The sequence below is a fragment of the Pseudomonas sp. FSL R10-2189 genome, from assembly GCF_009600325.1.
GTDB classification, from domain to species: domain Bacteria; phylum Pseudomonadota; class Gammaproteobacteria; order Pseudomonadales; family Pseudomonadaceae; genus Aquipseudomonas; species Aquipseudomonas helleri.
This window is the reverse complement of the sequence record NZ_WIVZ01000050.1, coordinates 1-15721: the sequence shown is the minus strand read 5'-3', so window position 1 is coordinate 15721 and position 15721 is coordinate 1. Positions and strand designations below refer to the sequence as shown.

The following is a 15721-nucleotide window of genomic DNA, read 5'->3' as shown; positions in this document are numbered from 1 at the left end:
CCCAATCATGCCGTTCGGCGCAGTATCAGCAGATGGCGTTGGCCTTGGCAACCTGGAACGGTCAAGGCGTGTTCGCTATCTAGACGAAAATCAGACGGCAATGCTACCAGCTCATCAGCCGGATGAACGCCCTTCATTGCCAACCAGCGTGTTTCGCTGTTGCCCAGGTGCCGCGTCCAGTTGGTGAAGTTCTCCATGCTGCTGAAAGCCCTGGAAACAATTCCGTTGAACGCCTGCTCAGGCTGGAACTCTTCTACGCGACTGTGGATAACTTGCAGGTTGTCCAGTTTGAGCTCAAGTTTAACCTGGGTCAGAAAGCGGGTTTTCTTGCCGTTGCTGTCCAGGCAGGTCACTTGCGACTCAGGAAACAGGATCGCCAACGGAATACCCGGCATCCCCCCGCCACTGCCCACGTCCAGCCAGCGGCCGTTTTCGATAAACGGCATCACGCTCAGGCTGTCGAGCAAGTGACGCGAAACCATCTCGTCCGGGTTACGCACTGCCGTGAGGTTGTAGGCCTTGTTCCATTTTATCAACAGGGCCAGATAGCCCAGCAGCAGCTCGTGCTGGGTTTGGGTCAAAGCGACGCCCAGTTGGCGTGCACCTGTTGATAACTCTTCAGCGTGTTGTGCGGTAACCAGCGAACTCAAGCGTTTTGCTCCAACTTGCGGCCAGCGCCGCGTTTTTTCAGGTGGATCATCAACAGGGAAATCGCTGCCGGCGTCACACCGGGTACCCGCGATGCCTGGCCCAGCGTCTCGGGTCGTGTTGCACCGAGCTTGCTCTGGATCTCTTTGGACAACCCGGAAATGGTTGTGTAATCGATATCCACAGGCAGTTTGATATTTTCACTGGCGCGAAGACGCGCAATCTCGTCCTGTTGACGGTCGATGTAGCCCGCGTACTTGGTTTTGATCTCAACCTGTTCAGCGACCAGCGGGTCGCTTGCCCCTTCACCGGTCACTTCGACCAGACCGGCGTAGTCGATTTCCGGACGCGTCAGCAAACTGAGCAAATTGTATTCATGGGTCAACGGTGTGCCAAATTTGGCCGCAATCGCTTCACCTTGCTCAGTCCCCGGGCGTACCCAGGTGCTTTTCAGGCGTTGTTCTTCCAGGGCAATGCTTTCGCGCTTGGTGCAGAACGCCGCCCAACGGGCGTCATCGACCAAACCGAGCTCGCGACCTTTTTCGGTCAGGCGCATATCGGCGTTGTCTTCACGCAGGATGAGGCGATATTCGGCGCGGGAAGTAAACATCCGGTACGGTTCTTGAGTCCCCAGGGTAATCAGGTCATCAACCAATACACCGATGTAGGCTTCATCGCGACGCGGGCACCAGGTGTCTTTGCCCTGTGCGAGCAAGGCTGCGTTGGTTCCGGCGAGCAAACCTTGTGCCCCCGCTTCTTCGTAACCGGTGGTGCCGTTGATTTGCCCGGCAAAGAACAAACCGCCGATCACCTTGGTTTCGAGACTGTATTTCAGGTCGCGCGGGTCGAAATAATCGTATTCGATGGCATAGCCAGGTCGCACGATATGGGCATTCTCCATACCGCGGATCGACTGCACGAGTTGCAACTGAACATCAAAAGGCAACGAGGTTGAAATGCCGTTCGGATACAGCTCATGGGTGTTCAAACCTTCCGGTTCGATAAACACCTGATGGCTTTCCTTGTCAGCAAAACGATGAATCTTGTCTTCAATCGACGGGCAGTAACGCGGGCCAATCCCTTCAATCACACCTGAGTACATCGGCGAACGATCGAGGTTGGACGCAATGATTTCATGGGTGCGCGCATTGGTATGGGTGATCCAGCAGCTGACTTGCGTCGGGTGCTGTTCTTTGTTGCCCATGAACGACATGACCGGGATCGGCGTGTCACCCGGTTGTTCAGTCATCACCGAGAAATCAACCGAACGGCCATCAATGCGTGGCGGGGTACCGGTTTTCAAGCGACCGACACGTAAAGGCAGTTCACGCAGACGGTGTGCCAGGGCAATCGAAGGTGGATCACCGGCGCGTCCGCCCGAGTAATTCTGCAAACCGATGTGGATAAGTCCACCCAGGAACGTACCGGTGGTCAAAACCACCGAGTCAGCCAGAAAACGCAGGCCCATCTGGGTCACAACACCGCGTACTTGATCGTTTTCAACAATCAGGTCATCCGCCGCTTGTTGAAATATCCACAGGTTCGGTTGATTTTCCAGAATTTCGCGTACCACCGACTTGTAAATAGCGCGGTCGGCTTGTGCGCGGGTTGCCCGCACGGCGGGGCCTTTGCGGCCATTGAGTACGCGGAACTGAATACCGCTTTTATCTGTTGCTGTCGCCATCGCGCCGCCGAGGGCATCGATTTCTTTAACCAGATGGCTTTTACCAATCCCGCCGATCGCAGGGTTGCAGCTCATATGCCCGAGGGTTTCCACGTTGTGGGTCAACAGCAGGGTTTTTACACCCATGCGTGCTGAAGCAAGTGCAGCCTCGGTTCCGGCGTGACCGCCACCGATGACGATCACTGCAAAACGGGAAGGGAAATTCACCACGCACCTCGTGCCTGTTACTAGGGGTTTTTTGGATAGACCGCGAAGTATAGGGACTTCGCCTTCCTTAAAGAACCCTTTGCACAAAATTTAACCAGCGTGTGGATAAGGCAAGATAGAAAAATAAATAAAGAAGAAATTTATTAAAGCTTTGTTTTTATGTTTATTTCTATAGCGGCACCTTTCTGTGGATAGATTGCTAAGAGCCTTATTTTACGTACTGTACAGAGATTCAAAAGTCTGTGGTCATGTGGCCATGAGGGGCGTGAATAAGTGCGTTAAGCCTGTGGGTAAATGATAACGTTATCCACAGAGGGGTTTATCTTCAGTTTTCAAGCCCACTTACCCACTGAGCTAAGGGCCAGTTATGCACAGAGCTTATCCGACGAAAATCCCCCTGTCAGGCCAACAAAAAGGCGGCCGAAAGCCGCCTGGATGAACACGTCATCCAGCGGCCAGCAGCTTAAAAAGGGATAAAGGTGATGAACGGCAGCTTATGCAGCGCTCAAACAGCGGCGATCAACCAGCCGTTGGCACTCGCGATGAGCCTGTGGGTTATTTCAATAGCGTCGAGAAACCTCTGGTCGTGTGAGGTCACAACCAACGTGCCGGTGTACTGATTGAGCATGTTTTCCAGCGCCAGCAAGGACGTCAGATCGAGGTGATTGGCGGGTTCATCGAGCAACAACAACTGCGCAGGTTGCTCGGCATAGAACACACAGGCCATTGCCGCCTTCAGCCGTTCACCCCCACTGAGTTGTGCACAGGGGCGATTCACCTGCTCGGCGCCGAGCCCTAATTGCGCCAGCCGGGTACGCAATTCACTCTCGCTGAGTTGCCGATTGAGTGCCTGCAATTGCTCCAGCACCGTACATTCAAGGTTCAGCAAGGCCAGGTGTTGATCAAGATAAGCTGTTGTCACACGGACATCCGCCTGCCCAGCCAAGATAGGTACTTGTCCAGCCAACACCTTGAGTACCGTTGATTTACCGCAGCCATTGGGGCCGAGCAAGGCCACCCGCTGGCCCCGACTGAGCGTAAGGCTGAGTGTGCGCAACGGTTCGAAGCCATACGGCAAGCGTGCCTCAACCAGCTCGGCGATGTGGGCAGCGCTGTACTGGCTCGTTGTGGGGGCATAGACAAACACCGCCTGCTGCCTTTCAACCTGGCTGGCAGCTTGCCTGACGCGCACCGACAACGCCTCGCGCGCGGCTTGCTGATGTTGCTGCCATTTGCCGCTGCTGTTTTGGCTGCGCTCCTTTTGCCGGCCCAGCAAAATCTTCGCTTGATTACGGCTACTGGCAGACTTGTTACCGCGTGCCTGCCTGCGTTCAAGCTGTTCAGCCTGCTCGCGCAACCGTTGTTCTTGTCTGTTTCGTTCCAGTTTGGCGTGGGCCAGTTGCTGTTCCGCGGCCGATTGCTGCTGGGCTTTGGCCTGTGCATAAAACGAGTAACCCCCGCCGTAGCTGGCCAGCCCCAGGGCTGAGAGTTCGAGGATGCGCGTCATCGTCTCCAGTAACTCGCGGTCATGGCTGATCACCAGCAACGCCTTGTGCCAATGGCTGAGTTGCGCCTGCAGTGCCAAACGTTGCTCACGGTCCAGATGATTGGTCGGCTCATCCAGAATCAGCAGCTCGGCGTGTGACATAAACGCCCCCATCAGCGCGACACGCATGGCTTCGCCGCCACTGAGCCGTGACGTCGGGGTTGAAGGCATTAGGTGCCCGAGGTTGTTGTGGGCCAGTTGGTCGAGCAATTGCTGGCGAATGTTCCACTGCTCGCCCACCGCGTCAAAGTCGGCTGGTGCGGTACTGCCCTGCTCGATGCGCTCCAGCGCTGTGATGATGCTTTGCACACCGGCCAGATCAGCGACCGTCTGCCCGGGGGCATGGGTGATGTGCTGCGCCAGGTAATACACCTTTGCGGTGCGCAGGCAGCGCCCAGCGGTAGGAGCAATATCACCGGCAATCAGACGGGCCAATACACTTTTACCCACACCATTACGCCCCACCAGGCCGGCGTGGTGCTGATCGAGATGCAAGTTGAGATCAGAAAACAGCGGGCTGCCATCGGGCAGCTGATAAGAAACGCCTTCCAGCGTTACACAGGTCGCGTGGGTCATACGCACTCCAGAGATGCACAGATCTACCCCCTGTTGCAGGGGAATCAAGAACTGGCCGCAACATTTGCGGCGGCATCAATGGCGCATTGGACTAATACCTGTAGGAGACGAACTTGTCTCGTGACCTTTTAACAGATCAAAAGATCGCGAGGCAAGCTCGCTCCTAACGGTTGCCGGGCATTATTTACCGATACAGAAGCTGGAGAAGATCCGCCCCAGCAGATCATCCGAGCTGAATGCCCCGGTAATCTCGCCCAGCGATTGCTGCGCCATGCGCAAATCTTCGGCCAGCAATTCACCGGCGCCCGCCAGCGTCAGCTGTGCCCGGCCATGTTCAAGGGCATCGCTGGCGTGTTGCAATGCCTCCAAGTGACGGCGACGAGCGCTGAAGCTGCTTTCAGAGGTTTGCTCGTAGCCCATGCAGGCCTTGAGGTGCTCACGCAGCAAATCCAGACCGTCCGTCGATCGGGCGCTGAGGCTGATCGTGACATGGCCATCGGCGCTCACTTCAAGGCTTACCGCTTCACCGCTGAGGTCCGCCTTGTTACGAATCAAGGTGACTTTGGCCGGATCCGGGCGCTGCTCCAAAAACTCGGGCCACAACGCGAAGGGGTCATCCGCTTCCGGCGCCGTCGCATCCACCACCAGCAATACGCGATCCGCTTCACCAATGGCTTTGAGGGCCCGCTGCACGCCGATTTTCTCGACCTGATCTTCGGTATCCCGCAGTCCTGCTGTATCCACCACATGCAGAGGCATGCCGTCGATGTGGATATGTTCACGCAGCACGTCGCGGGTGGTACCGGCGATCTCCGTCACAATGGCCGCTTCACGGCCGGCCAGCGCGTTGAGCAAACTGGACTTGCCCGCATTGGGCCGACCGGCAATCACCACCGTCATGCCATCGCGCAGCAAGGCGCCCTGACCGGCTTCGCGCTTAACGGTGGATAACTCTTCGCGGACTTTGTCGAGCATGCGCAATACGTGGCCATCGGCCAGAAAGTCGATTTCTTCCTCCGGGAAGTCAATCGCTGCCTCGACGTAGATGCGCAAACTGATGAGCTGCTCAGTCAAGTTATGCACACGGTGTGAGAAAGCCCCCTGCAAAGACCGTAATGCGTTGCGCGCAGCCTGTGCAGAACTGGCTTCAATGAGGTCGGCAATGGCCTCGGCCTGAGCCAGATCGAGCTTGTCGTTTAAAAACGCGCGCTCACTGAATTCGCCTGGCCGTGCCAGACGGCAACCCAGCTCGATGCAGCGTTGCAGCAGCATGTCGAGCACGATCGGTCCGCCGTGACCTTGCAACTCCAGCACATCTTCGCCGGTGAACGAGTTCGGGCCCTGGAAATACAGCGCAATGCCTTCATCCAGGACTTCACCGTTTTCACCATAAAACGGTCCGTAATGGGCGTAGCGCGGTTTCAGTTCGCGCTCAGTGAATGCTTGCGCCGCCGCCCGGGCGAGTGGCCCGGAAACACGCACGATCCCCACACCACCTCGGCCTTGGGCGGTTGCCACAGCAGCAATTGTTTGTGCCGGAACACTCATAAAAACAGGCCTCAAAAACAAAAGTGACAGATAGCAAAACGCCCCACTAGGGGGCGTTTTGAGTGGTGATCAACAGAGTAAGTTAAGCAGCTGCTTTTTTGGTAGCGGCTTCGATCTTACGTGTGATGTACCACTGTTGAGCGATGGACAGGCAGTTGTTCACAACCCAGTACAGCACCAGACCAGCCGGGAACCACAGGAAGAAGAAAGTGAAGATGATTGGCATCAGCTTCATCACCTTGGCCTGCATCGGATCCGGAGGTGTCGGGTTCAGACGCTGCTGGATGAACATGGTTGCGCCCATGATGATCGGCAGAATGAAGAACGGGTCTTTAATCGACAAGTCGGTAATCCAGAGCATGAAAGGCGCCTGACGCATTTCAACACTTTCCAGAAGTACCCAGTACAAGGACAGGAACACCGGCATCTGCACCAGGATCGGCAAGCAGCCGCCCAATGGATTGATCTTCTCTTTCTTGTACAGCTCCATCATCGCTTGCGACATTTTCTGGCGGTCATCACCGAACTGCTCTTTCAGAGCGGCCAGTTTTGGTGCCACAGCGCGCATGCGAGCCATCGATTTGTAGCTGGCGGCCGACAGCGGGAAGAAGATCCCTTTGATCAGCATGGTCAGGAAAATAATCGACCAACCCCAGTTACCCACCAGGCTGTGGATATGTTGCAGCAACCAGAAGATTGGCTGCGCAATGAACCACAGAATGCCGTAGTCGACAGTCAGCTCCAGGCCTGGGGACAACTCTTTGAGTACACCCTGGCTCTTTGGACCTGCGTACAAGGTAGCGCTGGTTTCACCCGTTTTGCCCGGCTCAACCGTCAAGGTCGGGCCAGTGAAACCGATGATGTAGTTGCCTTGATTGTCTTTGCGGGTCTGAACGACGTTGTTATCGCCTTTCTGAGGGATCCACGCGGTTACAAAGTAGTGCTGCAGCCATGCAACCCAGCCACCTTGAACGGTTTCTTTCAGCGAACCCTTGTCGATATCTTTCATCGACACTTTTTTGTACGGTTCTGCACTTGTCCACAGGGCGGCGCCCAGGTAAGTGGCAGTACCGGTGGCGGTGCTGGAAGAAGGATCAGAGCTGGCGTCGCGTTTCAATTGCGCGAACAGGTTGCCGGTCCACGGCTTGCCGCTCTCGTTATCAATCAAATAGCTGACTTGAACATCGTACAGGCCACGTTTGAACGTGAAACGCTTGATGTAGTTAACGCCGTCTTCGCTGAATTTCAGGTCAACAACCAATTGATCCTGGCCTGGAGCCAGTTCAAAGGTCTTTTTATCCACACTGAAAACCGGACGACCGGCGGCACGTGCATCCGGACCGTCAACGCCAGTCAGGCCACTTTGTGCCAGATAAGTACGCTCGCCGCCGTTATCGAACAGCTGGAAAGGCACATCCGGGTGGTCCTGGCGACGTGGATAAAGCGGCAGACGCAGTTGGGCAACGTCACCACCCTGTGGATCAATTGCAATATCCAGTACGTCGGTTTTGACGTGAATCAGGTCTTTGCTTGCAGCCACCGGCGTTTCTGTTGGTGTGCTGGTATCGGCATTGGCACTGGGTACATCGGCACTGTTCGAAGCGTTGTTACCTGGCACCGAGTCAGGCAAACCCTGCGCGGTATTACTGCTGGCGGCAACATTCTGAGTCGGCAGGGCAGCTTGGCCGTAATCCTGGTTCCATTTCAGAACCATAACGTAGGACACGACTGCGAGAGCGACGATCAGGATCGTGCGTTTAATATCCATGATTACTCGGCCATCAAGAAGAACGGGAGGTAGGGATAGGTGGAACCGGGTCGTAACCACCGGGATTCCACGGGTGACAGCGACCTAAACGACGAAAGGTCAGCCAGCCGCCGCGAAGAACGCCATGAGTTTCGATGGCTTCCAACGCGTAGCAGGAACAACTGGGGTAGAAACGGCAGTGATTTGCCATCAAAGGACTAATGGCATAACGGTAAAACTGGATCGGAACGAGCGCCAGTTTACGCATCAGGACTGCCTACCCCTACAGTTTCGGTTTTAACAGATGGAGCTGGCGTGTTACGGGCCAGACGTTTCCACAGTTTGCCGAAATGCTGAATCAATTCGGGGTTCTCTACGTCACCCAAACCTTTGCGCGCGACGATAACGATATCCCAACCAACCAGTAGATCCTGGTGGAGACGAAACGATTCACGCATCAAACGCTTAAGGCGATTGCGCTGAACGGAGAGCTTTACGCTCTTTTTCCCGATCACTAACCCCAAACGGGGGTGATCAAGATCGTTGCTGCGCGCAAGGAGCAGGAGATTTTTCCCCGGAACCTTGCCGGTGGGGGAGTCAAAGACTGCCTTGAAATGTCGGGGAGTGAGTAACCGCTTTTCCCGACTGAAGTCCTGACTCACCACCATTGTCTGATTATCAAACTGCCAGACGCGCACGGCCTTTGGCGCGGCGACGCGACAGGACTGCACGGCCGTTTTTAGTAGCCATGCGAGCACGGAAACCGTGAGTGCGGGCGCGTTTGATAGTGCTTGGTTGGAAAGTACGTTTCATGTCGTGCTACCTGGTTCGTCCACAACGGGCCGGAATGGCCCCCGTTTTAAGAGACCGGCGATTCTAGTGAATGCAGGCCCATAGGTCAATTTCCAACCAACGTTGACGGCTAAATAGATACCAACGGTTGTGCACACGCATTTGTTCAGCCAGTCATAAAAATAAAAAGACAGCGTATTTAAAGCTTTTTTAAAGAACTTATTAACTTTAGTGAGCCACTTATCTGTGGATAACTCGACGCAGCCCTTAAAAACCATGGCCTACAGAGAATGACAACACTGTCGAGAAGCCGTGCTCTGCCTGTGCTGCGACCTCGGATAAACTGTGTACGAAAGGCCTCTTTATCCACAGGCCAGTTATACACAGTGTTTCACCCCCACTTGTGCAACGAGCTTAGACCCGCTTATCCACAGACCTTATGCACATACCATTGGTCGCTTTGTTAACAGTAAAAAGACCTCGTTCTCCTTATAGGCAGGCAACCTACATGTGGATAAGTGGGCGAGTGGTCGCTACAATGGCGCCTGTTTTTGCCTCACCGGCTTTCAACTTAGGGGATATCCGTGTCAGTGGAACTTTGGCAGCAGTGCGTAGAGCTTTTGCGCGATGAGCTGCCTGCCCAGCAATTCAACACCTGGATCCGTCCACTACAGGTCGAAGCCGAAGGCGACGAGTTGCGCGTGTATGCGCCTAATCGTTTTGTGCTCGACTGGGTTAACGAGAAGTACCTGAGCCGTTTGCTTGAACTGCTGAACGAGCACAGCAATGGCATGGCGCCTGCGCTGTCCTTATTAATAGGCAGCAAACGCAGCTCGGCACCTCGTGCTGCGCCGAATGCGCCATTGGCCGCAGCGGCTTCGCAGCAGCAAGCCGCGCCTGCGCCAGCACCCAGCGCACCGGCAAGTGCCACGCCCGCACCGGCGCCCGCCCCTAAACAGGCGGACCAGGCGAGCGAAGAGCCTTCACGTGACAGCTTCGACCCGATGGCAGGGGCCAGTTCGCAACAGGCGCCAGCCCGTGCCGAACAGCGCACCGTTCAGGTTGAGGGCGCGCTCAAGCACACCAGCTACCTGAACCGCACGTTCACCTTCGAAAACTTCGTCGAGGGCAAGTCCAACCAACTGGCCCGGGCGGCGGCGTGGCAAGTGGCCGACAACCCCAAGCATGGCTACAACCCGCTCTTCCTTTATGGCGGTGTTGGTCTGGGTAAAACGCACTTGATGCACGCGGTGGGCAACCACCTGCTGAAGAAGAACCCGAATGCCAAGGTGGTGTACCTGCATTCCGAGCGTTTTGTAGCCGACATGGTCAAGGCCCTGCAGCTCAACGCTATCAATGAGTTCAAGCGCTTCTACCGTTCGGTCGACGCCCTGCTCATCGATGACATTCAATTCTTTGCACGCAAAGAGCGCTCTCAGGAAGAGTTCTTCCACACCTTCAACGCCTTGCTTGAAGGCGGTCAGCAAGTGATTCTGACCAGTGACCGCTACCCTAAAGAGATCGAAGGGCTCGAAGAGCGTCTCAAATCCCGCTTCGGCTGGGGTTTGACCGTGGCCGTTGAGCCACCAGAGCTTGAAACGCGCGTCGCGATCCTGATGAAAAAGGCAGACCAGGCCAAGGTCGACCTGCCCCACGATGCCGCCTTCTTTATTGCCCAACGCATTCGTTCCAACGTGCGTGAGCTCGAAGGCGCGCTCAAACGGGTCATTGCCCACTCGCACTTTATGGGCCGCGACATCACCATCGAGCTGATTCGCGAGTCCCTTAAAGACTTGCTGGCGCTGCAAGACAAACTGGTCTCTGTGGATAACATTCAGCGTACTGTGGCTGAGTACTACAAGATCAAAATTTCGGACTTACTGTCCAAGCGTCGTTCACGCTCGGTGGCCCGCCCTCGCCAAGTGGCCATGGCACTGTCCAAAGAGCTGACCAACCACAGCCTGCCGGAAATCGGCGATGTGTTTGGTGGCCGCGACCACACCACGGTCTTGCACGCATGCCGCAAGATCAACGAACTCAAGGAATCCGACGCGGACATCCGCGAGGACTACAAGAACCTGCTGCGAACCCTGACAACCTGATGACACCAACGCAGCTTATTAAGGCAAGGGACTAGACCATGCATTTCACCATTCAACGCGAAGCCTTGTTGAAACCCCTGCAACTGGTCGCGGGCGTTGTAGAACGCCGCCAGACCTTGCCGGTATTGTCCAACGTGCTGTTGGTTGTCGAAGGCCAGCAACTGTCGCTGACCGGTACCGACCTTGAGGTCGAACTGGTCGGTCGCGTTCAGCTCGAAGAGCCGGCTGAACCCGGCGAGATCACTGTGCCTGCGCGCAAGCTGATGGATATCTGCAAAAGCTTGCCCAACGACGCCCTGATCGACATCAAGCTCGACGATCAAAAGCTGGTGGTTAAAGCGGGCCGTAGCCGTTTTACCCTGTCCACCTTGCCTGCCAATGACTTCCCGACCGTTGAAGAAGGCCCGGGCTCGCTGACCTGCAGCCTGCAGCAAAGCAAGCTGCGCCGCCTGATCGAGCGCACCAGCTTCGCCATGGCCCAGCAGGATGTTCGTTACTACCTCAACGGCATGTTGCTGGAAGTTTCGGCCGGCATCATTCGCGCAGTGGCTACCGACGGTCACCGTCTGGCCATGTGCTCAATGAAAGCCGACATCGGCCAGCCAGACCGCCATCAAGTGATCGTGCCGCGTAAAGGCATCCTCGAAATGGCGCGTTTGCTGACCGAACCGGACGGCGAAGTCAGCATCGTGTTGGGCGCACACCACATCCGTGCGACCACCGGCGAGTTCACCTTCACCTCCAAGCTTGTAGACGGCAAGTTCCCGGATTACGAGCGTGTACTGCCTAAAGGCGGTGACAAGGTGGTGATCGGTGACCGTCAGGCCCTGCGTGAAGCATTCAGCCGTACCGCCATTCTGTCCAACGAGAAGTACCGCGGTATTCGTCTGCAACTGGCTAATGGCCAATTGAAGATCCAGGCCAACAACCCGGAGCAGGAAGAAGCGGAAGAAGAAGTGGGCGTTGATTACAACGGCGGCTCGCTCGAAATCGGTTTCAACGTGAGCTACCTGCTGGACGTGCTGGGCGTGATGACCACTGAACAAGTGCGTTTGATCCTGTCGGACTCCAACAGCAGCGCCTTGGTGCAAGAGTCGGACAACGACGACTCGGCCTACGTTGTTATGCCGATGCGCCTGTAACTTATGCACAGCCCACGCTAGATGTCCCTTAGTCGCGTCTCTGTCACCGGTGTGCGTAATCTGCACCCGGTGACCTTCTCCCCCTCCCCCCGCATCAATATCCTGTATGGCGCCAACGGCAGCGGAAAAACCAGCGTGCTGGAAGCAGTCCATTTACTGGGGCTTGCCCGTTCGTTTCGCAGTACCCGGCTAACGCCGGTCATTCAGCATGAACTGCAAAGCTGTACCGTGTTTGGCCAGGTCGAACTGGCCGAAGGCGGGCACAGTGCATTGGGCATTTCGCGGGACCGGAATGGGGAGTTCCAGATTCGGATCGACGGTCAAAATGCGCGCAGTGCCGCACAACTGGCCGAGATCCTGCCCCTGCAATTGATCAACCCTGACAGCTTCCGTCTACTGGAAGGCGCCCCAAAGATCCGTAGGCAGTTTCTCGACTGGGGGGTGTTCCATGTGGAGCCGCGCTTTATGTCGACCTGGCAGCGGCTACAGAAGGCCCTGCGGCAGCGGAACTCATGGCTGCGGCATGGTACACTCGACGCCGTTTCACAAGCGGCCTGGGACCGGGAACTGTGCCTGGCCAGTGCTGAAATTGATGAATACCGCCGCGCTTACATCAAGGCCTTGAAACCTGTCTTTGAGCAGACCTTAAGTGAGTTGCTTGAACTCGAAGGCTTAACGCTGAGTTATTACCGTGGCTGGGACAAAGACCGAGAGCTGAGTGCTGTACTCGCTGCGTCTGTCCACCGGGACCAGCAAATGGGGCATACCCAAGCCGGGCCACAACGAGCTGATTTGCGCCTCAAGCTAGGTGCCAATAACGCGGCAGACATTCTGTCACGTGGTCAGCAGAAGTTGGTGGTCTGTGCATTGCGCATTGCCCAAGGGCATTTGGTGAGCCAAGCGCGGCGTGGCCAATGTATTTATCTGGTGGATGACTTGCCGTCCGAACTGGACGAGCAGCATCGCAACGCACTGTGTCGCTTGTTGGAAGACTTACGCTGCCAGGTTTTTATCACCTGTGTAGACCACGAATTTATGAGGGAAGGCTGGCAGACGGAAACGCCAGTTGCCCTGTTCCACGTGGAACAGGGCTGTATCACCCAGACCCACGACCATCGGGAGTGAAGGCATTGAGCGAAGAAAATACGTACGACTCAACGAGCATTAAAGTGCTGAAAGGCCTGGATGCCGTACGCAAACGTCCCGGTATGTACATTGGTGATACTGACGATGGCAGCGGCCTGCACCACATGGTGTTCGAAGTCGTCGACAACTCCATCGACGAAGCGCTGGCTGGCCATTGCGACGACATCACCATCATCATCCACCCGGATGAGTCCATTACCGTGCGCGATAACGGCCGCGGCATCCCGGTTGATGTGCACAAGGAAGAAGGCGTATCGGCAGCCGAGGTCATCATGACCGTGCTGCACGCCGGCGGTAAGTTCGATGACAACTCCTACAAAGTATCCGGCGGCTTGCACGGTGTAGGTGTGTCGGTAGTAAACGCCCTGTCCGAATTGCTGGTACTGACAGTACGTCGCAGCGGCAAGATCTGGGAACAGACCTACGTCCACGGCGTGCCTCAGGCACCGATGGCCATCGTTGGCGAAAGCGACACCACCGGTACTCAGATTCACTTCAAACCGTCTGCCGAGACCTTCAAGAACATTCACTTCAGCTGGGACATCCTGGCCAAGCGTATTCGTGAACTGTCCTTCCTGAACTCCGGCGTGGGTATCGTCCTCAAGGACGAGCGCTCCGGCAAAGAAGAGCTGTTCAAGTACGAAGGCGGTCTGCGTGCGTTTGTTGACTACCTGAACACCAACAAAACCACGGTTAACCAGGTCTTCCACTTCAATGTCCAGCGCGAAGACGGCATTGGCGTAGAAGTCGCCTTGCAGTGGAACGACAGCTTCAACGAGAACCTGTTGTGCTTCACCAACAACATTCCGCAGCGCGATGGCGGTACGCACCTGGTGGGCTTCCGCTCTGCCCTGACGCGTAACCTCAACACCTACATCGAAGCTGAAGGCCTGGCCAAGAAGCACAAGGTCGCCACCACCGGTGACGACGCCCGTGAAGGCCTGACCGCGATTATCTCGGTGAAGGTTCCGGACCCCAAGTTCAGCTCCCAGACCAAAGACAAGCTCGTGTCTTCTGAAGTGAAGACCGCAGTTGAACAGGAAATGGGCAAGTTCTTCTCCGACTTCCTGCTCGAAAACCCGAACGAAGCCAAGCTGATCGTCGGCAAAATGATCGACGCAGCCCGTGCCCGTGAAGCAGCGCGTAAAGCCCGTGAGATGACCCGCCGCAAAGGCGCGCTGGACATCGCAGGCTTGCCGGGCAAACTGGCCGACTGCCAGGAAAAAGACCCGGCGTTGTCAGAACTGTACCTCGTGGAAGGTGACTCTGCTGGCGGCTCCGCCAAGCAGGGACGTAACCGCCGCACCCAAGCCATCCTGCCGTTGAAGGGTAAAATCCTCAACGTTGAGAAAGCCCGTTTCGACAAGATGATCTCTTCGCAAGAAGTCGGCACCTTGATCACCGCACTGGGCTGCGGCATTGGTCGTGAAGAGTACAACATCGACAAACTGCGCTATCACAACATCATCATCATGACCGATGCTGACGTCGACGGTTCGCACATCCGTACCCTGCTGCTGACCTTCTTCTTCCGTCAATTGCCGGAGCTGATCGAGCGTGGCTACATCTACATCGCTCAGCCGCCGTTGTACAAAGTGAAAAAGGGCAAGCAAGAGCAGTACATCAAAGACGACGACGCCATGGAAGAATACATGACCCAGTCGGCCCTTGAAGACGCCAGCCTGCACCTCAACGAAGACGCCCCTGGCATCTCCGGTGAAGCGCTGGAGCGTCTGGTGTACGACTTCCGCATGGTTATGAAGACCCTTAAGCGTCTGTCGCGCCTGTACCCACAGGAGCTGACCGAGCACTTCATCTACCTGCCGGCCGTCACCCTTGAGCAGTTGGGCGACCATACTGCCATGCAAGCCTGGATGGCCAAGTTCGAAGAGCGTCTGCGTCTGGTTGAGAAGTCTGGCCTGGTGTACAAAGCCAGCCTGCGTGAAGACCGCGAGCGTAATGTCTGGTTGCCAGAAGTCGAGCTGATCTCCCACGGCCACTCGACCTTCATCACCTTCAACCGCGACTTCTTCGGCAGCAACGACTACAAAACCGTTGTGACCCTGGGCGCCCAATTGAGCACCCTGCTCGACGACGGTGCTTACATCCAGCGTGGCGAGCGCCGCAAACAAGTCACCGAGTTCAAAGAAGCCCTGGACTGGTTGATGGCCGAAAGCACCAAGCGCCACACCATCCAGCGCTACAAAGGGCTGGGCGAAATGAACCCGGACCAACTCTGGGAAACCACCATGGACCCAAGCGTGCGCCGCATGCTGAAAGTCACCATTGAAGACGCGATCGGCGCCGATCAGATCTTCAACACCTTGATGGGCGACGCGGTAGAACCCCGCCGTGACTTCATCGAGAGCAACGCACTGGCCGTGTCCAACCTGGACTTCTGATGCGTGTGTAGGTTCACAGAAAAGCTGCACGCTTTCACAAATAGATGACCGGCCGGGCTTCAACCATGGCCCCTGTCGGTCACCATCAAGCCCGCCTTCGCGGGCTTTTTTTTGGTGCGCCCGGCAGGGCGCGCTCACTCAGGGGTGAAAGTCCCCCGCACACCCGGCAAGGGGAAGTGCT

The 15721-nt window shown here is 56.3% G+C and carries 12 protein-coding genes; 4 read left to right on the top strand and 8 right to left on the bottom strand.

All coding sequences use genetic code 11. The features are described 5' to 3' along the window. Positions 1 to 5: 5 nt before the first annotated feature. The 8 genes from rsmG to rpmH form a co-directional block, all read right to left on the bottom strand. Positions 6 to 650 carry a 16S rRNA (guanine(527)-N(7))-methyltransferase RsmG gene (gene rsmG / locus GHO32_RS24005; RefSeq protein ID WP_153334525.1) on the bottom strand — a complete coding sequence of 215 codons (645 nt, stop codon included), beginning with the start codon at positions 648 to 650 and terminating at the stop codon, positions 6 to 8. After that, the gene (gene mnmG, locus GHO32_RS24000) at positions 647 to 2539 is read right to left on the bottom strand and encodes a tRNA uridine-5-carboxymethylaminomethyl(34) synthesis enzyme MnmG (protein ID WP_123750926.1); all 1893 of its coding nucleotides are present in this window, start codon (positions 2537 to 2539) and stop codon (positions 647 to 649) included. The genes rsmG and mnmG overlap by 4 nt, the downstream gene beginning before the upstream one ends. Positions 2540 to 3044: 505 nt before the next feature. After that, positions 3045 to 4661 carry an ABC-F family ATP-binding cassette domain-containing protein gene (locus GHO32_RS23995; RefSeq protein WP_153334527.1) on the bottom strand — a complete coding sequence of 539 codons (1617 nt, stop codon included), beginning with the start codon at positions 4659 to 4661 and terminating at the stop codon, positions 3045 to 3047. Positions 4662 to 4841: 180 nt separating this feature from the next. Further along, entirely contained in the window at positions 4842 to 6209 is a 1368-nt protein-coding gene (gene mnmE, locus GHO32_RS23990; protein WP_153334529.1) for a tRNA uridine-5-carboxymethylaminomethyl(34) synthesis GTPase MnmE, read from the bottom strand. 82 nt (positions 6210 to 6291) lie between these two features. Further along, a complete protein-coding gene (yidC, locus tag GHO32_RS23985) occupies positions 6292 to 7977 on the bottom strand; it encodes a membrane protein insertase YidC (protein WP_153334531.1) in 1686 nt (561 codons plus the stop codon). A gap of 13 nt (positions 7978 to 7990) precedes the next feature. After that, entirely contained in the window at positions 7991 to 8224 is a 234-nt protein-coding gene (yidD, locus tag GHO32_RS23980) for a membrane protein insertion efficiency factor YidD (RefSeq protein WP_082148803.1), read from the bottom strand. Beyond that, complete coding sequence (gene rnpA / locus GHO32_RS23975) at positions 8217 to 8618, bottom strand: ribonuclease P protein component (RefSeq protein ID WP_206540848.1); 402 nt, start codon at positions 8616 to 8618, stop codon at positions 8217 to 8219. The genes yidD and rnpA overlap by 8 nt, the downstream gene beginning before the upstream one ends. Positions 8619 to 8634: 16 nt before the next feature. Continuing rightward, positions 8635 to 8769, bottom strand: coding sequence for a 50S ribosomal protein L34 (rpmH, locus tag GHO32_RS23970; RefSeq protein WP_003213577.1), 135 nt, complete (start codon positions 8767 to 8769; stop codon positions 8635 to 8637). A gap of 563 nt (positions 8770 to 9332) precedes the next feature. On the opposite strand from rpmH, the gene dnaA reads away from it, so the two are divergent. From dnaA to gyrB, 4 genes are read left to right on the top strand one after another with little or no spacing between them, the layout of a single operon-like run. Further along, positions 9333 to 10850, top strand: a complete 1518-nt coding sequence (gene dnaA / locus GHO32_RS23965) for a chromosomal replication initiator protein DnaA (protein WP_048373579.1) — start codon at positions 9333 to 9335, stop codon at positions 10848 to 10850. Positions 10851 to 10888: 38 nt separating this feature from the next. Beyond that, positions 10889 to 11992, top strand: a complete 1104-nt coding sequence (gene dnaN, locus GHO32_RS23960) for a DNA polymerase III subunit beta (RefSeq protein WP_048373581.1) — start codon at positions 10889 to 10891, stop codon at positions 11990 to 11992. Positions 11993 to 12013: 21 nt separating this feature from the next. Then, the gene (gene recF, locus GHO32_RS23955) at positions 12014 to 13117 is read left to right on the top strand and encodes a DNA replication/repair protein RecF (RefSeq protein ID WP_048373583.1); all 1104 of its coding nucleotides are present in this window, start codon (positions 12014 to 12016) and stop codon (positions 13115 to 13117) included. A 5-nt stretch (positions 13118 to 13122) separates the two neighbouring features. Beyond that, entirely contained in the window at positions 13123 to 15540 is a 2418-nt protein-coding gene (gyrB, locus tag GHO32_RS23950; RefSeq protein ID WP_153334533.1) for a DNA topoisomerase (ATP-hydrolyzing) subunit B, read from the top strand. Positions 15541 to 15721: the final 181 nt, after the last annotated feature.